Raw genomic sequence first — 18,920 nt, forward strand, 5'->3', positions numbered from 1 at the left:
CCACAAGGCCCGTCCCTCCACCCGAGGGATTCCATGTCCACGGCCTTGACCCAGGCCCCCGCCACCCCGCAGACCACGACCGACCGCCGCCGCTGGGCCGTCCTCGCCGTCGTCCTCCTCGCCGCCGTCCTCGACCTCCTCGACGCGACGATCACCAACGTCGCCGCCCCGACCATCGCCACCGATCTGAACGGCGGCGACGCCCTCGTCCAGTGGCTCGGCGCCGGTTACGCCCTGGCCATGGGCGTCCTGCTGGTGGTCGGCGGCAGGCTCGGTGACAAGTTCGGACGCCGCCGCCTGTTCCTGATCGGCCTCACCGGCTTCACGCTCGCGTCCGTCGCCTGCGGCCTGGCCTTCGACCCCGCCTCCGTCATCGGCTTCCGCCTGCTCCAGGGAGCCTTCGGCGCCCTCGTGATCCCCCAGGGCTTCGGCATCCTCGGCGCGGTCTTCCCCCCGCACGAACTCGGCAAGGCGTTCGGAGTCTTTGCCCCCTGCCTCGGCCTGTCGGCGATCAGCGGTCCGGTCCTCGCCGGGTTCCTCATCGACGGCTTCGGCTGGCGCTCCATGTTCCTGATCAACATCGCGCTCGGCGGCCTCGCGATCGTACTGGCCACGCGGCTGCTGCCCCGCGACAGCGGCGACCGGACGGTCACCGTCGACGGTCCGGGCTCCGGACTGCTCGCCACCACGATGCTCGGCCTGCTCTACGGCCTGATCGACGGCTCCAGCCGCGGCTGGACGCCCCTCCCGATCCTCTCCCTCACCACCGGAGCCCTGCTCCTCGCCCTGTTCTGCCTGCGCCAGCGAAGCGCCGCCAGCCCGCTCATCGAACCCTCGCTGCTGAAGAACCGCGGCTTCACCTCCGGACTGATCCTTGGCCTCGTCTTCTACGCGGCGGTCGCCGGCCTGCTCCTCGTCCTGTCCCTCTTCCTCCAGGACGGGCTGCACCGCACCCCGACCCAGGCCTCGTTCGGCCTCGCCCCGATCGCCGCCGGCATCATCCTCGCCTCGATCGCCGCGCACCGTCTGATGGCCCGCCTCGGCCGAACGCTCATCCTCGTCGGGTTGCTGCTCACGCTGGCCGGGACGCTGTCGCTGCTTGTCCTGATCCAGGCCACCACCCCGACAGCAGGGATGCTCGTCGCCCCGGTCCTCGTCACCGGCCTCGGCCTCGGCACCTGCTTCGGCACCGTCTACGAGGTCACCCTCGGCGGCGTCGGCCCGAAGGAGTCGGGCAGCGCCAGCGGTTCCCTCTCCGCCGTCGCGCAACTCGCCAACAGCATCGGCGCCGCAGCCATCACCACCGTCTACTTCCACACCCCCGGCGGCTCCACGAACGCAGCCGTCCACAGCCTCGCCGTGGTCGCCGTCGCCACTCTTGCCTGCTGTGCCCTCGTCTGGCTGCTGCCCCGCAACGCCCGACCCCGGCACCACTGACCCGCCCGGGAGCACCGCATGAAGCCCATCGGTTACTGGCTCAACCGCACCGACAAGGCCCTCACCACCTCCATGAACTCCATGCTGGCCGAGTTCGGCCTCACCCGACTCGCCTGGCAGATCCTCAACGTCGTCGGGGACGACCCGCAGGCCACCGACACCGACGTGCTGACCGTCCTGGCCGCCAACGCCGATGCCACCGCCCTGACGGACGCCATCGGGACGGCCGTCGCCGACGGCTGGGCCGCCCGCCCGGAGCCGGGCCGCCTCACCCTGACCGACGACGGCCGCGCCCACCTCGCCAAGGTCGCCGAACGCGTCGACGCCTTCCGCGAGCTGTCGACGGCCGGCATCACGCGCGAGGAGTACCGGATCGCCGTCACCGTCCTGGAACGGATGACCCACAACCTGGAGGGCGGAGCGGAACGATGACTCCACCCAAGCCGCAGCTTCGTCATCGGTAGCCGCATTGCCAGGGCGCCCGATCCGACCCCGGTTGCGGTTCTGGTTGCATTCACCCCCCGTCCGGCCCCGTACGAGCCTCATCAGACGCGCCGCTCCGCCACAGGTCAGGACGTATGCGGACGCTCCCAAAGGGCCATCCCTTCGCTCACTCCGACGACAGGGCGGACCAGCGGCAGCACCAGGCACCGCCGGGAACGCGCCCCCCCCCGTCGATACATAGAGCGATATACTTGATGTACGAGTTGATATCAGGAGGTGCATCGCATGAGTCGGACCGTGATCGATCTTGATGACGAGCTGCTCGCCGACGTGGCACAGGCTCTCGGCACCAGCACCAAGAAGGAGACGGTCAACACCGCTCTTCGCGAGGTGCTGGAGAACAGGCGGCGAGCGCTCGCGCTTGCAAGGCTTCGCGCCGCGGCGGATACGGGGGGCTTCGACCTTGAGATCTTCGATGACAAGAGGAACTACCGCCGGTGAACGCGGCGCAATTCCTGATCGACACCAGCGCGCTCGCGCGTTTCATGCGCGGCGACGCCGAGCAGTACGGCTGGGACCAGGCCGCAGCGGCGGGCCTGATCGCAACCTGCCCCATCACAGAACTTGAGTTCTTCTACAGCGCACGGACAGCAGCCGACCGCGCTCGGGGGATCGAGGACATGCGGTTGCTGTTCGGCTGGGTGCCGGTCGATGACCGTGCCTACGACCGCGCCTGGCAAGTCCAGGAGCTGCTGACCAGGCGAGATCAGCACCGCAGCGCCGGAGCCGTCGACTTGATCGTCGCCGCCACGGCCGAACTACAGGGCCTGACACTCCTCCACCGAGACCGCGACTTCGACTGCATCGCGAACGTCACCGGCCAGGCCCTCCAGTGGTATGGGCCAGAGAGCGGCAAGTGAATCATGCTCGGGCCCGTCCGTGATCGGGAGAGTGGAGGAGAGCCCGGGTCCCGTGATGACGCGCCGTGAGATGGTGAGACAGGGCGGCACTCTGGTTGCAGTTCTGGTTGCGTTCACCCCCGTCCAGCGCAGTCCGAAGCCCGGCGGGCAAGCGACTCCACCGCAGGTCAGAACACCTATGGATCCAGCCGGACATCCAGACGTACAGTTGGAAAGCGTGTTGGGGGCAACCCCTCACGAGTTCGAATCTCGCATCCTCCGCCGACAGAAGGCCCGGACCCGCTCAGCGGTCCGGGTCTTCGTCGTTCCCCGGCTCTGACCGGCCGGCAACGGCCTGCTGCACATGGCGGCGCCGCTGCGGAACGCGTGGACGGGAAGGCGCTGCCCGTCCTCGCCGGGGCACCGCCCTGCGGAGGCTGCGTCCAGGCCCGGCACGGGCTGCTCACCGCCGCGCCACAGCTCCCGGCCGGCGAAGGCGCGACGACCCCGGCCGAGCTGGGGGCGCTGCTCGCGTGGCTCCGCCCGCTCGCCGACGAACTCCCCCAGGACACCGGACCGTTCGCCACCCTGATCCGGGAGGCGGAACTGCTCGGCGCACTCGCCCTCGGAGCCGTGTCCCCGATCGGGGCCGCCGTGCGCGCGAACAATCGCCGGGCCCGGCCCGGCGGCACCGTGGTCACAGCCGGTCATAGACGGCGGCCAGCTGCCGCAGCACATCGGTCGCGATGCCCAGGTCAACGGCATCGTGATGCGCGAGTGCAGTGTCGAGCGCCCGGGCCAGGACGGCCTGACGTTCGTGGTGGCGGCGCCGGCCCGCGTCGGTGAGGGTGACCAGGACCGATCGCTTGTCACCCGCAGGGCGTTCACGGGTGACGTAGCCGGCCGCGGCGAGGCCGTTGACCAGCTGAGTGGTGGCGGCGCCGGTGGTCTCGGTGGCGGCGGCCAGCTGGCCGATCGGCAGCGGGCCCATCTCGACCAGGACGCGCAGTGCCCGTGCGTGGGTGAGGGAAAGCGCGCCGGGGGTGCGGGTTGCGCGTCCGCGTAGGCGGGAGTCGGCGGCACTGAGGCGGTAGGCGGCGCGAGCGAGCTGGTCGAGAGCCTCATCGCGCGTGGGGGATGGCTGTGACTCGGACATGAGGCGGCCTCCGTGGCGCGGGTCGATGGATGAGTTGACAGCACTTTAACCTAAGTACTTAATAGATAAGTACTTAGGCAATGCGGAAGCAGCTGCCGAGCACCCCATCGAGAGAGGACATCCGTGATGACTGTTCGTTCGACCGGCCAGAGCTGGGCCCTGGACATCGCCCTCGCCCAGGGCGGTTTCGACGCCCTGCACCCCCAGGCCAAGGGCACCCTGGAGCAGCTCGGCCACGACCACACCGACTTCGACAAGGTCTTCGAGCTGGTGAAGAGCGGCGCGATGCTCCCCAAGGCCTGGGCCACCGTGGCCGGCCAGGCCGAGGAGCGCGCCGCCCACCACGAGCGGGGCGGCTTCGCCCAGACCGCCGCCGACCTGTACGTGCGCGCCGCGGTGATGTGGGGCCGCGCCCAGTACTCCGTCTTCGACGCCACCGACCCGCGCAAGCTCGCCTTTCGCGAGCACGCCAACCACTGCGTGGAGCGCTTGGGCGCACTGCGCGACAACCGGGTCCGCCGGGTGGCCCTGGACTTCGAGGGCAGCCAGATCTTCGGGCTGCTGCACCTGCCGGCCGGCGAGGTGCAGAACGCCCCTGCGGTGATCCTCGGGCCGGGGATGGACATGATCAAGGAGGACTACATCTATGCGGCCGAGCGGTACTACACCTCGCGCGGGATCGTCGCCCTCTCCATCGAGGGCCCGGGCCAGGGCGAGAGCCGGGCCAACGGGCTCACCGTCGACCTCACCAACTACGAGCGGGCGATCAGCCGCTACCTCGACCACCTGGCCTCGCTCCCGGAGGTCGACCCGGCCCGGATCGGCATGTTCGGCATCTCGATGAGCGGCTACTGGGGTTCGCGCGCCGCGGCCACCGACCGCCGGCTCGCCGCGCTGGCCGCCTTCGAGGCAGTCACCGGCGACTTCCGGACGATCTTCGAGCGGGCCCAGCCGACCTTCAAGAACAACTACATGTTCATGGCCGGCTACACCGACGAGGACGCCTTCGACCGCGAGCTGGTCGACCGCATGCCGCTCGGCGACCTCGTCCAGGAGATCACCTGCCCGGTCCTGTACGGCATCGGCGAGTTCGACGAGCTCACCCAGCTGGAGCAGGCCCTGGCCAACTACGAGCGGATCCGCGCACCCAAGGAGATCCGCGTCTACGAGAACGAGTTCCACCCACTGGGCGGGGCCGCCGCCGAGGTGTTCCGCTTCGGCGCCGAGTGGATCGAGCGCGCCCTGAACGGCGCGTTCCACGAGCCCGGCCGCGACGTGCGCCACTACGTGCACAGCGACGGCCGCACCACCGACGGCACCGCCAACCCCACTTGGTGGCTCGGCGCCATCCCTGCCCAGATCACCGACGCCCGCCAGGCGTGACGCCGACGCGGACCGGCCGTGGCCGCTCGTCCGGGCGGGCGGCCACACCGGGGTCGGCCGATGATGGAAGTCCGGGAGCGCGCGACGTTCGAGAGTGACGCATGGCTGTATGGCATGTCCGGGACTTCACCCCGGACGACCTCGAAGCGGTGGTCCGGCTCGACGCGGACAGCACCACCACGGATCGCGCCGCCGTCTTCCGCCTCTCCGACGTGGTCGCCGCGTTGCAGGCACGTGATCCGAGCGTGGTCGTGATGGCCGACGGACGTCTCGTGGGCGCGGCGGTGGGCCGAGTGGACGGGGATCGGGCATGGGTGCTGCGCATCGCCCTGCACCCCGGCTGGCGGAACCTGGGCATCGGCACCGCCCTGCTGTCCGCACTGGAGCACCGTCTGCGGGACGCCGGCGCCAGGACCGTCGCAGCGGTGCTGCCCGAGGAGGAGACCGGCGCCACCGCGCTGGTCAACTCCGGATTCCACCCCCACCGGGGGCTGACGTACTTCGAGAAGTCGGAGGTCGTCAGCGCCCAGGGCCCGACGGTCCTGGCGATGCTGGGCGCGGTCATGCCCGACGCCCGCCTCTGGGAGCGGCTCACGGGCATGGCCGACGAGAAGCGGCTCATCGAACGGCGGCTGGTGCTGCCCCTGGCGAACCCCGAGCTGGCGGACGCCCACGGAGTGGAACCGCCCCGCGCGGTCGTGCTGTTCGGTCCGCCGGGCACGGGCAAGAGCACGTTCGCCAAGGCCGTGGCCGGTCGGCTCGGCTGGCCGTTCATCGAACTCTTCCCCTCCCGGCTCGCGTCCGAGGACGGGCTGGCCACCGGACTCGGCCGCCGCTTCGAGGAGGTGGCACAGCTCGACCACGTGCTGCTGTTCATCGACGAGGTCGAGGAGGTCGCCGGTACGCGGAGCCTCGCCGCCCCCGCGTCGGTCGGCGTGGTCAACGAACTCCTCAAGTCCATCGTGCGGTTCCGTGACCGCGACGGCCGGCTCCTCGTCTGCGCCACCAACTCGGTGGCCGCCCTGGACCCGGCGTTCCTGCGCCACGGCCGGTTCGACTACGTCCTGCCGGTCGGGCCGCCCGACTCCGCGGCCCGCGAGGCGCTGTGGGCCGGCTACACGGCGAAAACGGGTACCGCCGCCGACACGGCGGCCCTCGCCGAGGCCAGCGAGGGCTTCACTCCCGCCGACATCAGGCAGGTCGCCATGGCGGTCGCCCAGAACGCCTTCGAACGCACCCTCGACACGGGGGAGCGGACCCAACCCGGCACCCAGGACTACCTGGACGCCATCCACCGCACCCGTCCGACCGTTTCCGAGGAGATGGCCCGGGAGTTCGCCGACCAGGCGGAACGCTACGGGCGTGTCTGAGCTGCCGCCCTCGTCCCTCCGCCGTGGACGGGCGGCGGCGCGGCAGACCCGGAGTCTCGTTCGGACTTCCTGCCGTCGGCCGCCTCTCCCTCCGGCGGCGCCGGTGAGGCCGGCAGGCGGGCGGACGTCGCCCGCAGCCGGGCCGCCTCCTGGCCGGTACCCGCGGAGTCGGCGGGACGGGCGACGCCCGCCACGGCCGCGGAGCCGGGTGTGTCACTCGCGTGACCACTCGGCCTCGGCCTGGGGCCGGCCAGCGGCATCGGCCCCGTCCCAGAGGCGGATCCTGATCGCCCGGGGACCGGGCGCGGGCCGGGAGAGCGTGCGCACGAACACGTCCCGCAGGTGGTTGGCCGCCCGCTGGGGCGGCCCGTCGTACTCCAGCGGATCCTGCATGGGAGCGCCGTCCTGCCGGGACCAGCGGCCCTCGTCGTCCTGCGTCTCCAGAACCCATCGGTAGTGCCGCATCCTGGCCTCCCGTGCCGACGTTCCCGCCCCGGACACGACGGTATGGGCGGGGCGGATCGACCGCGACCGGTGGACTCCGCCCGGCCGCCGCCGAGCAGCCGGGCAGCGGCCGCCGAGGGCCCTCGGTTCGTCCGGACCGGATCGCCGTCAGTACTCGGCGCCGCTTCGCAGGTAGCTGCCCACGACCTGGAGCCACGCCCCGGGGCCGAAGCAGACCTCGATCCGGTACGGCGTGTCCTCGAAGACCCGCAGGACGCGCAGCGCACCGCTCGGATGCAGGTCGTACTCGAAGGTGACGCCGTCCGCACCATCCTCGTACTGCATGTCCAGCGGCCCCTTCGAGGGCTCCTCCGGCGCCCGGGCGTCGGCCGAGAGCTTCACGTAGACGGACATCTCGCTGCCCCGCCTTCCTGTCCACCCGAGGAGCCCGGCCCGGAAGAGAGGGCCCAGGCCCGGCCCTCAGAAGGCCCGGGAGCTCAGCACCGGTTTCGTCCGACACGGCTCGCCACCTGTCCGTGGACGCCAGCCCCACCGAGCGGGGGCCGACCGCTGGGGAACGGCGGCCGGGCCGCCCCGGTACCCCCACGGTACTCCGGCCACACCGCGCCGACCCGGCCGGTCAGGAGAGCCTGCGCGGGGTGCCGGCGCGGGGTGCCGGCCCGCTCAGCGCCACTCGATCAGGAACAGGGTGGCGTCGTCGCTCGTGCGCCCGCCCCGCTTCTCCTTCAGGACGTGGGAGAGCGCGCGCACCACGGCCCGCACCCCGGCCTGCGAGCGCTCGACACGGTTGACCCAGTCGATGAGCTGCTCCTCCCCGAACTGCTCCCCGCCGGGCTCGCGCTCCTCGACCAGGCCGTCGGTGAAGCACAGGACCCGGTCACCGTGCCGCAGTGCCCGCTCGCTGATCACCGGCTCTTCGCCGCCGAAACCGACCGGCAGGGTGGTCTCGCTCTCCAGCCGCTCGACGACGACGTGGTCGCGGATCAGCAGCGGCTGGGGATGGCCGGCGTTGACCCACTGCAGGTGGCCGGTCAGGGTGTCCAGGCGCATCATCTGCGCGGTGACGAAGTGGTCCGGCCCGAACTGCTCGGCGATGGCCCGGTCCATGAACGCGTAGATCTCGGCCAGTCCGATGTCGGCGCGCCGGGCGTGCCGGTACGCGCCGATGGCGACGGTCGCCATGGTCGCGGCGTCGAGCCCGTGGCCCATGGCGTCGATCGTGGCCACGTGCAGGAGGTCGTCGTTGAGCGCGTAGTCGAAGCTGTCGCCGGCCACCTGGTAGGCGGGTTCGAGGACGCCGGCCACGGCGACCCGGTGGACGGTCATCGACAGCGGCGGCAGCAGCGACCACTGGATCTCGGCGGCCACGCTCATCCGTTCGAGGCGCCGGGCCTGGAAGATCCGGTCGGTGTAGCCGCTCTTGGTGACCAGCAAGTCGGCGGCCAGGGTGGCGAGGCGCCGCAACAGCCGCCGGTCCTCGTCATCGACGGCATCCAGCGTGAGGGCCAGTATCCCCACCTCGTCGCCGCCGTCCAGCAACGGCAGGTACACCCGCACCCCGTCGGCCTGCGGTTCCTCGACGGGGGCACCGCGCAGGAAGGCCGCACCCGCGGGGGAGCCGTCGATCGGCACCGGCTTCCCGGCTGCCAACCCCCGCCCCGACAGCGGCGCCAGCACCAGCTGGCCGTAGTCCTGCAGCAGGAGCGCCGGGTCACGGCCGCCGAGCCCGCGCACCACGTCGGCGACCAGCGGGGCGATCAGCTGGGGCGGCAGCTCATGGGCCCGATCAAGCAGCGCGCCCAGCAGACGTTCGCCGCGACCCTCCGACCGGTCCGGCCCCGCTGCGCCGGACGACCGCTCACCGCTCATCCTCGCTCACCGCCGTCCTCCTCCGGTCGCGGCACTCGGCACCGGCTCGATCGGCCCCGACACTCCGGCGCAGTTCGCCGGGGCGGGTCCTTCCATTACGCCCGACGGCAGTGCATTGCGCCCCCGGTCGCCCGCCGGGCCTTCGTCGTTCCCCGAGCTGCAGATCACGCTCTTCCTTCCGTCCTCCTGTCGATGCGGCCTTCTGTCCGGCGGCCGGCGTATGTCATCATCTGAAGACATCAACTGATGACATCGTGTGCTGCGCGCATGCCCCGGGATGCCCGGACGGCGGGTGCGGCGTGCGGTCTCCGTTCAGGCAATCGATCTCCGGCAAGGGAAGGCGCGTCCATGGAGAGCCCCAGCCGACGTGAGCGGGCTCTGGTGCCCGTCCTGGTGTTCCTCAGCGCCGTGGTGGCGGTGATCAGCAGCCTCGGTGCGCCGATGATCCCGACCATCGCGGCCGTCGACCACGTGTCGCTCTCCGAGGCGCAGTGGTCGCTGACCATCACCATGCTGGTCGGGGCCCTCACCACTCCGGTGCTGGGTCGTCTGGGCGACGGCCCGGACCGGCGTACCGTCACGCTCACCGCGGCCGCGGTAGTGGTCCTCGGGAGCGTGCTGGCCGCACTGCCGCTCGGCTTCGGCTGGCTGCTCGCGGGACGCGCGCTGCAGGGTGTCGGGCTCGGACTGACCCCGCTGGCCATCGCCACCGCGCGGGACGGCCTGCCCGCCGCGGCCTCCCGCTCGGCGGTCGCGCTGCTCTCCATCACCACCGTCGCCGGGGTCGGCCTCGGCTACCCGATCACCGGCCTGATCGCCGAATCCTTCGGCATCCACGCGGGCTTCTGGTTCGGCGCCGTGATCAGCGCCCTGGCCCTGGTGCTGGCCGCCTTGGTCCTGCCGCCGACCACGGACCGTGAACGGCGCCCGCTGGACGCGCTCGGCGCGGTGCTGCTCGGCCTGGCGCTGGTCGGACTGCTGCTGGTGCTCAGCGAGGGCGAGACCTGGGGCTGGGCCGGCGCCCGCCTGTGGACGGTGGCCGCCGGCTCCCTCCTGCTGCTGATCACCTGGATATGGCACGAACTGCGCACCGCCCACCCGCTGGTCGACCTGCGCAGCCTGACCAACCCCGTCGTGCTGACCGCGGACGTGGCCGGCCTGGTCGCGGGCGTCGGGATGTACCTGCTGATGTCGCTGGTGATCCGCTACGTCCAGACCCCGGCCGGCACCGGCTACGGCCTGGGCGCCTCGGTCGTGGTCGCCGGCCTCGTGCTGCTGCCGTTCTCGGCGCTCAGCCTGCTGTCCAGCAAGGTGGTCCCGGTCCTCGCCCGGCGCACCTCGTCCGCCCTGGTGCTGCCGCTGGGTTGTGCGATCTCGCTGGTCTCGATGCTGTTCTTCCTGTTCGCCCGCGACCACTTGTGGGAGCTCCTGGTCGTGATGGGGATCGCCGGACTCGGGGTCGGCTGCACCTTCGCCGTGATGCCGGGGTTGATCGTCAACGCGGTGCCCGCCCGCGAGGTCGGCAGCGCGGTCAGCTTCAACCAGGTGCTGCGCTACGTCGGCTACTCCACCGGCAGCGCGCTGTGCGGCGCCGTGCTCCAGGCGCACACCGAGCCCGGACGGCAACTGCCCACTGACGGTGGTTACCGGGACGCGGCGCTGATCGGCTGCGCGGTGTGGGTGGTGATCGGGCTGGTTACGATCGTCCTGCCGCGGCTCAGTGCCGTGACCGCCTCCCGCAGGGATGCGTGCGTGGACGAGGAGCTGATGGTGGACGAGAGCATCGCCGACGGCGTGGCCGGCGAGGGCGAGGTGCCCGTCCTGCGGGCCGGGGCCGAGCGGTGACCGAGGCCGCCCCCGGGACCGACCCCACCACCCCTGGCGGCGATCGGCCGGAGCCGGGGGCACCCCGGCGCCGGGACGCCGCCCGCAGCCGGGAGCTCCTGATCCGGGCGGCGATGGAACTCTTCGCGGATCGCGGTTTCGAGCGCACCACCACCCGGGAGATCGGTGAACGGGCCGGTGTGGACCCGGCGTTGATCGCCCGGTACTTCGGCGGCAAGACCCAGCTCTACCTGGCCACCGTCCGCGTCGAGCTGGGCGACTCCGTACCTGCCGACCTCCTGGAGGAGGACCGCTTGCGCGGTCTGCTGGAGCGTTTCTCCCAACGCGGCCCCGGCCCCTCCTTCCAGGCCGCGGTACTGCCCGGCGACAGGACCGAGGTGCAGCAGGCCGCCCGCACCTACCTCCACGAACGGTTGGTGGAGCCGCTGCGCGACCGCTTCGCCGCCGAGCAGGTGGACCGTCCACAGTTGCGGGCCGAACTCGCGGCGGCAGCCTTCGCAGGGATCATCCTGGCTCGATCCAGCGGGGCCTTCGGCGAACTCGCCGAGGCCGAACCCGGGGAACTGCTGCCGCTTCTGCACGACCTGCTGGCCGCGAGCCGCCCGACCCGGTAACGGAGTCCGGCCCCGGATCCGGCAGGGGCACCACCACCAGCCGAAGGGCGCGGCGAGCGGCGGGAGGGCGCCCGTCGGGAGGGAACCCGGACGTCGAAGCCGTCGGCGCGCAGCCGGGTGTGGCGGCTTCAGCGCGGGATCACCCAGTCCGGTGTCCAGGTTCCGGCGGCGTCGTGGCCGGCCGCTGTGGCGGCGAGGTGGGCGCGGAGGGTGGTCAGCGCCGGGTGGGGGTTGTCGCGGTGCCAGAGGAGCGAGTGCGGGTAGACGGGCGTCGGGTCGGTCACCGGGATGCGGCGCAGGCCGTGGTCGGCGGGCCAGATGAGGCGGGTGTGCTCGCCCATGAGGGTGGCCAGGGCCGGGGTGTCGGCGATGGTGTCGAGGAGCGCGTCGGAGCCGAAGTCGGGCCCGGTCGCCTCGATGGTGAGGCCGAACTCGGCGACGAGGTCGTCGTAGTAGGCGCCCCACTCGGTGCCGGGGACGATGCCGGGCATCCAGATCCGGTGCCCGACCAGTTCGGCGACGGTCACCGACCGGGCGCCCGCCAGCGCGTGGGCGGGGCCGGTGAGGAGCTGGAGCGGTTCGTCGAGCACCCGGACGGACTCGATCTCCTCGGGCAGGGGCCGGCCGGGCGCGGCGACGGCGCGGAAGGACGCGTCGATCGCAGCGGAGCGGACGGCGGTGACGGCCGTCTCGATGTCGAACAGCATCACCACGTCGAGGTCGATCTCGGGGTGCGCGCGGTGGAAGCCGCGCATCAGGCCCGACTGCGCGCCGCGCGAGGCGATCACGTCGACGCGCAGCGGACGGCGGCCGGGGCGCACGGACGTGACCGCGCGCTCGGCGACCCGCAGCAGCTCGCAGGCGTGGGGCAGGAACGCCTGCCCGTCGATGGTGAGCTCGGCACCTCGGGGGGCGCGGGTGAACAGCCGCACGCCGAGGTCGCGTTCCAGCGTGGCCATGCGTTTGGAGACGGCCTGCTGGGTGATCGACAGGTCGGTGGCGGCCTTCTGGAACTGGCCCGCTTCCACGACGGCGACGAAGGTGCGCACTGCTTCGAGGTCCACGCCGATCCACCTTAGTGAACAACGGATGGTTGTGCCTGTTCGGCAGTGTGGTTGTTTGACCCGCTGTTGCGCTGCTCGATTAGCTCTCACCGGTCAACGTCGGTTTGTACGGGTGGGAGCGCTGAGCATGGTGGGCAGAAGGCCGTTGGGCCGGCAGTTCGGCTGGCTGTGGGCGGCGTACGCGGTGAGCGCGTACGGGTCCGGGCTGGGGTTCGGGGCATTGCCGCTGATCGCCGTGCTGGTGTTGCACGCCGGCCCCGCCGAGGTGTCCGCGCTGTCCGCCGTGGGGCCCGCGGTGGGCGCGCTGATCGCGGTGCCGCTCGCGCCGTGGGTGGACTTCCGGCGCAAGCGCCCGGTCATGATCGTGATGGACCTGACCCGGTTCGCCGCCACGGCGACGATCCCGGTCGCCTATGCCCTCGGTCGGCTAGGTTTCGTCCAACTGCTCGTGATCTCGGCCGTGGTCGCCGCGGCCAAGATCGCGTTCAACGCGGCCAGCGGCGCATATCTCAAGGACCTCGTCCGGCCGGACGACCTGCTCGTCGCCAACGCGCGGTTCGAGTCCACGAACTGGAGCTCCACCGCGGTCGGGCCACCGCTGGGCGGGGCGGCGATCGGACTGTTCGGGCCGGTCACCACCGTGGTGGCCGACGGGCTCAGCTACCTGCTCTCCGCGCTGGGCATCACCGCGATCCGCGGCCGGGAGGAAGCGCCGCAACCGACCGGCAAGGGCCCGGTACGGGCAGACGCGTTGCTCGACGGCTGGCGGCACATCCTGGGCGATCCCGGCCTGCGGGCGCTCTACCTCAACAACATGGTCGTCTCCGGTCTGATCATGGCCACCGAGCCGCTGCTGGCCGTGCTCCTGCTCCGCCAGCTCGGCTTCCCGGCGTGGCAGTACGGCCTCGCGTTCGCCGCCCCCTGTCTCGGCGGACTCATCGGCTCCCGGCTGGCCCCCCGGGTCGTGGACCGCTACGGCCGGCACCGGGTCTTCCGGACCGTCGGCACCCTGCGCGCCGTCTGGCTGATCGGCCTGGCCCTCGTCCGTCCCGGCGTGGTCGGCCTCGTCACCGTGATGGCCGTCGAGCTGGCGATCATCGTCAACATGAGCCTGTACACCCCGGTGCTCGCCTCCTACCGGCTCGAACGCACGCCCACGCACCTCGTCGCCCGCACCCTCTCTGCCTGGTCGATCGGCCAGCAGGCGTCCATCGCCGTCTTCACCGCGCTCGGCGGGCTGCTCGCCGACGTCACCGGCCCACGCACCGCCCTCACGGTCGCGGGACTGCTCATCCTGGCCACCCCGCTCCTGCTTCCCCGCCGGGACCAGACGTCGCAGCACGCGCCGGAACCGGCCCGTAGCCACTCGTGACACCCCGCCACCCGCCGGTGGGCCTCAGGCATAGCGAGCCGCGAGGGTGCGGACGGTGGTGGCGATCCGGGCTCGCAGGGACTGGGGTTGGCGGACTTCCAGGTCGGTGCCCAGCTTGAGGAACTCGCCGTGGGCGTGGTCGATCGACTCGATGGGGACGGTCGCCACCGTCCAGCCGTCGGCGTCCAGGGCGCCGGTGGTGGCGACCGCATCGGCAACCGCGTGCCCGAGCTGCTCCCGCACCCGACCGACCCCGCGCGGCGACAAGCGCACCACCGCCTCTCCGGTGTGCAGTCGCGCGTGGAAGTCGGACAGCTGCGCCTGCCAGTGCGCGACCAGATCGAAGCCCGGCGGCGCCGAGAACTCCTCGTCCAGCAGCCGCAGTTCGAGGATCTTGTCGACCCGGTAGGTGCGCGGGTCGCCCCCGCTCGCCGCCACCAGGTACCACCTCCCGGCCTTGAGCACCAGCCCGTACGGCTCCAGCCGCCGCTCGACCTCCTCCGGCGCCGTCCACCGGCGGTAGCGAACCGAGATCACCCGTCGCCCCCACACCGCCGCCGCCACCGCCGGCAGGTGCGGCGTCTCGTCGCCGTTCCCGTACCAGCCGGGCGCGTCCAGGAGGAAGCGTTCCTGGATCCGCCCCGCGCGTTCGCGCAGTTCGGCCGGCAACGCGGCCCGCAGCTTCAGCTGAGCGGCCGCCAACACCTCGCCGAGACCCAACTCGGCCGCCGGCCCGGGCAGCGCGGCCAGGAACGCCGCCTGTGCCTCGTCCGCCGTCAGCCCGGTCAGCCGGGTCCGGTACCCGTCGAGCAGCCGGTACCCACCCGCGTGCCCCGCCTCCCCGAACAGCGGGATGCCGGCCGTACCGAGCGCCTCCACGTCCCGGTAGACCGTCCGCACGGAAACCTCCAGCTCCTCGGCGAGCTGTTGCGCGGTCATCCGTCCACGGGTCTGCAACAGCAGCAACAGGGAGATCAACCGGTCGGCACGCATGACGGCAAGTATCCGCCGGGGCTTCTCACTCACCTGACAGGAGATGTCAGTGAAGTACTCCTACTCTCCACCGCATGGACGACTTCGACTTCCTTCACGGCGTCTGGGACGTGGCCAACCGCCGCCTCGCCGAGCCGCTGTCCGACCGGAGCGACGACTGGCAGGAGTTCCCCGGTCGGGCGTCCGTGCGCCCGCTGTTCGGTGGCGCCGGAAACATCGACGAGATCACCTTCCCGACGCTCGGCTACCAGGGCGTGACGCTGCGTCTGTACGACCCGGAGCGGAAGCAGTGGGCCATTCACTGGTCGGACAGCCGCAGCGGCCGGCTCGACCCGCCGGTGACGGGCTCGTTCACGGGAGACCGCGGTGATTTCCACGGGGATGACGCGTACGGGGGTCGCGCCATCCGGGTCCACTTCACCTGGCTCCGGCTCGGCCACGACACGGCCCGTTGGGAGCAGGAGTTCTCGGCGGACGGCGGTCGCAGCTGGGAGCGCAACTGGGTGATGGACCTCAGCCGTGTCCGGGGAGCGGAAGCATGAGCATCGTCGAACTGCGTCAGTACACCCTCCACCCCGGAGCGCGGGACACCCTGGTCTCCCTGTTCGAGCGGGAGCTCGTCGCCGGACAGGAGTCCGTCGGCATCACGCTCGGCGGCCGTTTCCTCGACGTGGACGACCCGGATCGCTTCGTCTGGCTGCGGGCCTTCCCCGACATGGCGGCCCGCGCCCGCGCGCTGAGCGCGTTCTACTACGGTCCGGTCTGGAAGGCCCACCGGGACGAGGCCAACGCCACCATGCTCGACTCGGACGACGTCCTGCTGCTCGACGGCCCCGGCTTCACCCCGCCACCGGACGCCGAGGCGGTCACCCTCACCATCTGTCACCCGAGGCAGCCGGATTTCGCCGAGTACTTCGCGCGGCACGTACGCCCCGCGCTGGCCGCCGCCGACCTGCCGCCACTCGGCGTCCACCGCACCGAGCATGCCGAGAACAACTTCCCGGCCCTGCCGGTCCGCACCGGCGAGGACGTCCTCCTCTGGTTCACCGCCGGCGCCGCGGCACCCGCCCTGCCCTGGGCCGATGAGCTGCCGCCCCGGCTGCACACCGCTCCGCAGCAACTGCGCCTGGAACCGGTCAGATCGAAGTGGTGACCGTGGTGACCGGCCGGGGTGTCCGATTCGTTCAAGACGAGGCGTTCGGGCGCCGCCTACCGTGGCGGGCATGAACAGCACACCAGCACCGCAGTTCGCCGTCGTGGGCCTCGCCGTCTCCGACCTGGCCGCCTCGATCGCCTTCTACCGGCGGCTCGGGCTCGCGTTTCCCGACGGGGCCGAGCGGGAGCCGCACGTCGAGGCCGAGCTGCCGGGCGGGCTGCGCCTGGCCCTCGACCCCGAGTCCACCATCCGCTCGTTCCACCCGGCCTGGCGGCCGCCGACGGGTGGCGGGCGGGTGTCCCTGGCCTTCCGGTGCGAGGACCCCGCGCAGGTGGACGCGGTGTACGAGGACCTGGTCGGCGCCGGGCACCACGGGGAGTTGAAGCCCTGGGACGCCTTCTGGGGCCAGCGGTACGCCGTGGTGCACGATCCGGACGGCAACGGCGTCGACCTGTTCGCGCCGCTGCCGGGCACCGCCGGCTGAGTCAGCGGGGCAGCAGCGAGGTCAGCGGGATTCCCGCCAACTCCCTTACATCACGCGCCAGATGAGCCTGGTCGGCGTAGCCCGTCCGGGCCGCCGTCTCGGCCAGGGGGACGCCGGAGCGGGCCAGCGCGAGGGCGCGCTGCAGCCGGAGGATCCGGGCGAGGGTCTTGGGCCCGTAGCCGAAGGCGGTCAGCGAGCGGCGGTGCAGCTGCCGGGCGCCGAGGCCGACCGACTCGGCGGTCGCCGCGACGGAACGGCCGGCCGCCAGGGCGTCGGCAACCGCCCGGACGAGCGGGTCCACGGGCCGCGCGTCGGCCGCCAGGCGCAGCGCGAGGTCCTCCAGGGCGACGGCCGAATCGGGTGCCGCGTCGATCCGCCCGGTGCGGCGGCGCACCTCGGCGCCGGGCCACAGGTCCGCCAACTCGACCCGCTGGTCGCGCAGTTCGTGCGCCGGCACGCCGAGCAGGGCGGGAGCGGCACCGGGCGGCAGGCGGACGCCCGCCCAGGGTCCGAGCAGTCCCGGCCCGGGGCGGAAGGCGTGGGTGTCCGGCCCGGCGACGAGCAGCCGGCCCTCGGTCCAGAGCAGGTCCATGCAGCCGTCGGGCAGCACGAGGCCGGCCTCGCCGCCACCCGTACGCCCGATGGCCCGACGCGTCCACACGACCGCTCCCGGCAGCCGGGACGCCCGCTCCGCGTACGCGGGGAGCACGGCGCGTTCAGGGGCCATGGGACAAAGGCTACGGGCCCGGGCGCCGGCGTCGCCGCCGGTACCCGGGCCCGCTCCCGACAGGCTCAGCCCGCCACCTGCCCGGCCGGCTCCGCCGCCCCGGCCGCACTCCCGGTCCCGGTCGGGCCGGGCTTGCGGCCGTCCCGCATCAGCACCAGGGTCAGCGCCGCGGCCGCCAGGACGGAGATCCCGCCCGCCGTGAAGGTGACGGAGGTCGCGGTGCTGAAGGCGTCGCGGGCGGCGGCGGCCAGGCCACCGTCCCCGGTGCTCGTGGAGAGGGCCAGCGCGTCCGTGATCGCGTGCCTCCCGGCGGCGGGCGCGTCGGCGGGCATCGCGCCGGTGTAGGTGCTGGACAGGACGGTGCCGAGGATGGCCACGCCCAGCGCGGAACCGGACTGCTGGATGGTGTCGTTGAGCGCGGAGCCGACGCCGGCGTGCTCGGCCGGGATCGCGCCCATCAGCGCGTTGGCCGCGGCCGGCATCCCGACGCCGGAGCCGACGCCCAGCACCAGCATGGCCAGGGCGACCTTGGTGAATCCGTCGCCGACCGAGAGCGTGGCCAGCAGCCCGAACCCGGCCGCCATGACCAGCATGCCGGCCGAGACCATCACCCGCGGGGCGACCTTCTTGCCGAGGGCGGCGCCGAGCGCGTTGAACACCAGCGAGGCGACGGCCAGCGGGATGAACGCCAGGCCGGTGTCGGTGGGCGAGAACTCCAGCACGAACTGCAGGTACTGGGTGAGGACCAGCATCAGGCCGCCGGTCGCGAAGGCCAGCAGGACGAGCGAGAAGCTGGCTCCGGTGAACACCCGGTTGCGGAACAGCTTGAGCGGGACCATCGGCGACTCGGCCCGGACCTGGCGCACCCCGAACCCGGCCAGCGAGACCACCGCGACGGCGAGCGCGCCGAGCGTGCCGGGGCTGGTGATGCCGTCCCGGGGCAGCACGATGATCGACCAGACCAGCGCGGTCATCCCGACCATCGAGAGCAGCATGCCGGGCAGGTCCGGCCGGCGCCACGGCCCCTTGGACTCCGGCATCAGCACGGCCGCCGCGAGGATGGCGACCACCGCGACCGGCACGTTGATCAGGAAGACCGCGCCCCACCAGAAGTGCGCGATCAGCGCACCGCCGAGCACCGGCCCGCCGACCAGGCCGAGCATGGCCACCGCGCTCCACGCGGCGATCGCCTTGGGCCGTTCCTCGTCGTCGAAGACGGTGATCAGGATGGAGAGCGTGCTCGGCATGACCAGCGCCCCGCCGACGCCCATCAGGACACGCCCGGCGATGAGCTGCCCCGGGCTGTCGGCGACGGACGCGACCAGGGAGGCCGCACCGAACAGCACCAGTCCGATGATCATCACCTTCCGCCGGCCGAACCGGTCGGAGAGGCTGCCCGAGGTGAGCAGCAGGCCCGCGAAGACCAGGATGTAGGAGTCGATGATCCACTGGATGTCCTGCGCCCCGGCCTTGAGGTCCTCCGCGATCTGCGGGATGGACACCGTGAGCACCATGTTGTCGACCACCAGCACCAGGCTGCTGAGACAGAGCACGATCAGGATGAGCCAGCGCCGCGGATGACGGTCCACCGCGATCCCCCTTCGAAGTGAGCGCGCCGGCCCCGGGTCGGGCGGACGTCTGC

Annotated in this window: 20 protein-coding genes; 12 read left to right on the forward strand and 8 right to left on the reverse strand. The window is 72.3% G+C overall.

Annotated elements, in window-relative coordinates:
• Positions 1-33 precede the first annotated feature (33 nt).
• The 4 genes from ACIO5E_RS06865 (at position 34) to ACIO5E_RS06880 (ending at position 2,801) form a co-directional block, all read left to right on the forward strand.
• Positions 34-1,437 (forward strand): DHA2 family efflux MFS transporter permease subunit, encoded by a 1,404-nt coding sequence (locus ACIO5E_RS06865; protein WP_400664582.1) that lies wholly within the window; start codon positions 34-36, stop codon positions 1,435-1,437.
• Positions 1,438-1,455: 18 nt separating this feature from the next.
• Positions 1,456-1,869 (forward strand): MarR family winged helix-turn-helix transcriptional regulator, encoded by a 414-nt coding sequence (locus tag ACIO5E_RS06870; RefSeq protein WP_400664584.1) that lies wholly within the window; start codon positions 1,456-1,458, stop codon positions 1,867-1,869.
• A 297-nt stretch (positions 1,870-2,166) separates the two neighbouring features.
• Positions 2,167-2,382, forward strand: a complete 216-nt coding sequence (locus ACIO5E_RS06875; RefSeq protein ID WP_400664586.1) for a type II toxin-antitoxin system VapB family antitoxin — start codon at positions 2,167-2,169, stop codon at positions 2,380-2,382.
• The gene (locus ACIO5E_RS06880) at positions 2,379-2,801 is read left to right on the forward strand and encodes a PIN domain nuclease (RefSeq protein WP_400664588.1); all 423 of its coding nucleotides are present in this window, start codon (positions 2,379-2,381) and stop codon (positions 2,799-2,801) included. Before ACIO5E_RS06875 ends, ACIO5E_RS06880 begins: the two co-directional genes overlap by 4 nt.
• 676 nt (positions 2,802-3,477) lie before the next feature.
• Here ACIO5E_RS06880 and ACIO5E_RS06885 read toward each other — a convergent pair.
• Positions 3,478-3,936: a MarR family winged helix-turn-helix transcriptional regulator gene (locus ACIO5E_RS06885; RefSeq protein WP_400664590.1), complete on the reverse strand. Its 459-nt coding sequence runs from the start codon at positions 3,934-3,936 to the stop codon at positions 3,478-3,480.
• 126 nt (positions 3,937-4,062) lie between these two features.
• Here ACIO5E_RS06885 and ACIO5E_RS06890 point away from each other — a divergent pair, with 126 nt between their 5' ends.
• Positions 4,063-5,319, forward strand: coding sequence for an alpha/beta hydrolase (locus ACIO5E_RS06890; protein ID WP_400664592.1), 1,257 nt, complete (start codon positions 4,063-4,065; stop codon positions 5,317-5,319).
• Between the two features lie 101 nt (positions 5,320-5,420).
• Complete coding sequence (locus ACIO5E_RS06895) at positions 5,421-6,689, forward strand: ATP-binding protein (RefSeq protein ID WP_400664594.1); 1,269 nt, start codon at positions 5,421-5,423, stop codon at positions 6,687-6,689.
• Between the two features lie 213 nt (positions 6,690-6,902).
• On the opposite strand, the gene ACIO5E_RS06900 is transcribed toward ACIO5E_RS06895, so the two are convergent.
• The 3 genes from ACIO5E_RS06900 to ACIO5E_RS06910 form a co-directional block, all read right to left on the reverse strand.
• On the reverse strand, positions 6,903-7,154 hold the full coding sequence (locus ACIO5E_RS06900; protein ID WP_400664595.1) for a hypothetical protein: 252 nt from the start codon (positions 7,152-7,154) through the stop codon (positions 6,903-6,905).
• Positions 7,155-7,301: 147 nt separating this feature from the next.
• Positions 7,302-7,547: a hypothetical protein gene (locus tag ACIO5E_RS06905; protein WP_400664596.1), complete on the reverse strand. Its 246-nt coding sequence runs from the start codon at positions 7,545-7,547 to the stop codon at positions 7,302-7,304.
• A gap of 270 nt (positions 7,548-7,817) precedes the next feature.
• On the reverse strand, positions 7,818-9,023 hold the full coding sequence (locus ACIO5E_RS06910; RefSeq protein ID WP_400664597.1) for a PP2C family protein-serine/threonine phosphatase: 1,206 nt from the start codon (positions 9,021-9,023) through the stop codon (positions 7,818-7,820).
• A gap of 348 nt (positions 9,024-9,371) precedes the next feature.
• Here ACIO5E_RS06910 and ACIO5E_RS06915 point away from each other — a divergent pair, with 348 nt between their 5' ends.
• The gene (locus ACIO5E_RS06915; protein WP_400664599.1) at positions 9,372-10,868 is read left to right on the forward strand and encodes an MFS transporter; all 1,497 of its coding nucleotides are present in this window, start codon (positions 9,372-9,374) and stop codon (positions 10,866-10,868) included.
• Positions 10,865-11,482: a helix-turn-helix domain-containing protein gene (locus ACIO5E_RS06920; protein WP_400664601.1), complete on the forward strand. Its 618-nt coding sequence runs from the start codon at positions 10,865-10,867 to the stop codon at positions 11,480-11,482. The genes ACIO5E_RS06915 and ACIO5E_RS06920 overlap by 4 nt, the downstream gene beginning before the upstream one ends.
• Before the next feature lie 128 nt (positions 11,483-11,610).
• Here the strand turns inward: ACIO5E_RS06920 and ACIO5E_RS06925 are convergent, their stop codons facing one another.
• Positions 11,611-12,546 (reverse strand): LysR family transcriptional regulator, encoded by a 936-nt coding sequence (locus tag ACIO5E_RS06925; protein ID WP_400664603.1) that lies wholly within the window; start codon positions 12,544-12,546, stop codon positions 11,611-11,613.
• A 127-nt stretch (positions 12,547-12,673) separates the two neighbouring features.
• Between ACIO5E_RS06925 and ACIO5E_RS06930 the strand changes: the two genes are divergently transcribed.
• Positions 12,674-13,918 (forward strand): MFS transporter, encoded by a 1,245-nt coding sequence (locus ACIO5E_RS06930; protein ID WP_400664605.1) that lies wholly within the window; start codon positions 12,674-12,676, stop codon positions 13,916-13,918.
• Positions 13,919-13,942: 24 nt separating this feature from the next.
• On the opposite strand, the gene ACIO5E_RS06935 is transcribed toward ACIO5E_RS06930, so the two are convergent.
• The gene (locus ACIO5E_RS06935) at positions 13,943-14,911 is read right to left on the reverse strand and encodes a helix-turn-helix transcriptional regulator (RefSeq protein WP_400664607.1); all 969 of its coding nucleotides are present in this window, start codon (positions 14,909-14,911) and stop codon (positions 13,943-13,945) included.
• A gap of 74 nt (positions 14,912-14,985) precedes the next feature.
• Between ACIO5E_RS06935 and ACIO5E_RS06940 the strand changes: the two genes are divergently transcribed.
• The 3 genes from ACIO5E_RS06940 to ACIO5E_RS06950 all read left to right on the forward strand — a co-directional run bounded on the left by ACIO5E_RS06940 (position 14,986) and on the right by ACIO5E_RS06950 (position 16,551).
• Complete coding sequence (locus ACIO5E_RS06940) at positions 14,986-15,453, forward strand: hypothetical protein (RefSeq protein ID WP_400664609.1); 468 nt, start codon at positions 14,986-14,988, stop codon at positions 15,451-15,453.
• Positions 15,450-16,064, forward strand: coding sequence for an NIPSNAP family protein (locus ACIO5E_RS06945; protein WP_400664611.1), 615 nt, complete (start codon positions 15,450-15,452; stop codon positions 16,062-16,064). Before ACIO5E_RS06940 ends, ACIO5E_RS06945 begins: the two co-directional genes overlap by 4 nt.
• A gap of 70 nt (positions 16,065-16,134) precedes the next feature.
• Positions 16,135-16,551, forward strand: a complete 417-nt coding sequence (locus tag ACIO5E_RS06950) for a VOC family protein (RefSeq protein WP_400664612.1) — start codon at positions 16,135-16,137, stop codon at positions 16,549-16,551.
• Position 16,552: 1 nt separating this feature from the next.
• Here ACIO5E_RS06950 and ACIO5E_RS06955 read toward each other — a convergent pair whose 3' ends face one another.
• Together ACIO5E_RS06955 and ACIO5E_RS06960 are read right to left on the reverse strand one after the other, a co-directional pair.
• The gene (locus ACIO5E_RS06955) at positions 16,553-17,278 is read right to left on the reverse strand and encodes a helix-turn-helix domain-containing protein (RefSeq protein WP_400664614.1); all 726 of its coding nucleotides are present in this window, start codon (positions 17,276-17,278) and stop codon (positions 16,553-16,555) included.
• Between the two features lie 65 nt (positions 17,279-17,343).
• Positions 17,344-18,867: an MFS transporter gene (locus tag ACIO5E_RS06960; protein WP_400664616.1), complete on the reverse strand. Its 1,524-nt coding sequence runs from the start codon at positions 18,865-18,867 to the stop codon at positions 17,344-17,346.
• Positions 18,868-18,920 lie beyond the last annotated feature (53 nt).

The sequence above is a fragment of the Kitasatospora sp. NPDC087314 genome (assembly GCF_044744365.1).
In the GTDB taxonomy this organism is placed as follows: domain Bacteria; phylum Actinomycetota; class Actinomycetes; order Streptomycetales; family Streptomycetaceae; genus Kitasatospora.

Excerpts from the sequence above, each read along its gene's own strand:
- ACIO5E_RS06865 (WP_400664582.1), top strand. The coding sequence starts at position 34 with ATGTCCACGGCCTTGACCCAGGCCCCCGCCACCCCGCAGACCACGACC.
- ACIO5E_RS06870 (WP_400664584.1), top strand. The coding sequence starts at position 1,456 with ATGAAGCCCATCGGTTACTGGCTCAACCGCACCGACAAGGCCCTCACC.
- ACIO5E_RS06875 (WP_400664586.1), top strand. The coding sequence starts at position 2,167 with ATGAGTCGGACCGTGATCGATCTTGATGACGAGCTGCTCGCCGACGTG.
- ACIO5E_RS06885 (WP_400664590.1), bottom strand. The coding sequence starts at position 3,936 with ATGTCCGAGTCACAGCCATCCCCCACGCGCGATGAGGCTCTCGACCAG.
- ACIO5E_RS06890 (WP_400664592.1), top strand. The coding sequence starts at position 4,063 with ATGACTGTTCGTTCGACCGGCCAGAGCTGGGCCCTGGACATCGCCCTC.
- ACIO5E_RS06895 (WP_400664594.1), top strand. The coding sequence starts at position 5,421 with ATGGCTGTATGGCATGTCCGGGACTTCACCCCGGACGACCTCGAAGCG.
- ACIO5E_RS06900 (WP_400664595.1), bottom strand. The coding sequence starts at position 7,154 with ATGCGGCACTACCGATGGGTTCTGGAGACGCAGGACGACGAGGGCCGC.
- ACIO5E_RS06905 (WP_400664596.1), bottom strand. The coding sequence starts at position 7,547 with ATGTCCGTCTACGTGAAGCTCTCGGCCGACGCCCGGGCGCCGGAGGAG.
- ACIO5E_RS06910 (WP_400664597.1), bottom strand. The coding sequence starts at position 9,023 with ATGAGCGGTGAGCGGTCGTCCGGCGCAGCGGGGCCGGACCGGTCGGAG.
- ACIO5E_RS06915 (WP_400664599.1), top strand. The coding sequence starts at position 9,372 with ATGGAGAGCCCCAGCCGACGTGAGCGGGCTCTGGTGCCCGTCCTGGTG.
- ACIO5E_RS06930 (WP_400664605.1), top strand. The coding sequence starts at position 12,674 with ATGGTGGGCAGAAGGCCGTTGGGCCGGCAGTTCGGCTGGCTGTGGGCG.
- ACIO5E_RS06935 (WP_400664607.1), bottom strand. The coding sequence starts at position 14,911 with ATGCGTGCCGACCGGTTGATCTCCCTGTTGCTGCTGTTGCAGACCCGT.
- ACIO5E_RS06940 (WP_400664609.1), top strand. The coding sequence starts at position 14,986 with ATGGACGACTTCGACTTCCTTCACGGCGTCTGGGACGTGGCCAACCGC.
- ACIO5E_RS06945 (WP_400664611.1), top strand. The coding sequence starts at position 15,450 with ATGAGCATCGTCGAACTGCGTCAGTACACCCTCCACCCCGGAGCGCGG.
- ACIO5E_RS06950 (WP_400664612.1), top strand. The coding sequence starts at position 16,135 with ATGAACAGCACACCAGCACCGCAGTTCGCCGTCGTGGGCCTCGCCGTC.
- ACIO5E_RS06955 (WP_400664614.1), bottom strand. The coding sequence starts at position 17,278 with ATGGCCCCTGAACGCGCCGTGCTCCCCGCGTACGCGGAGCGGGCGTCC.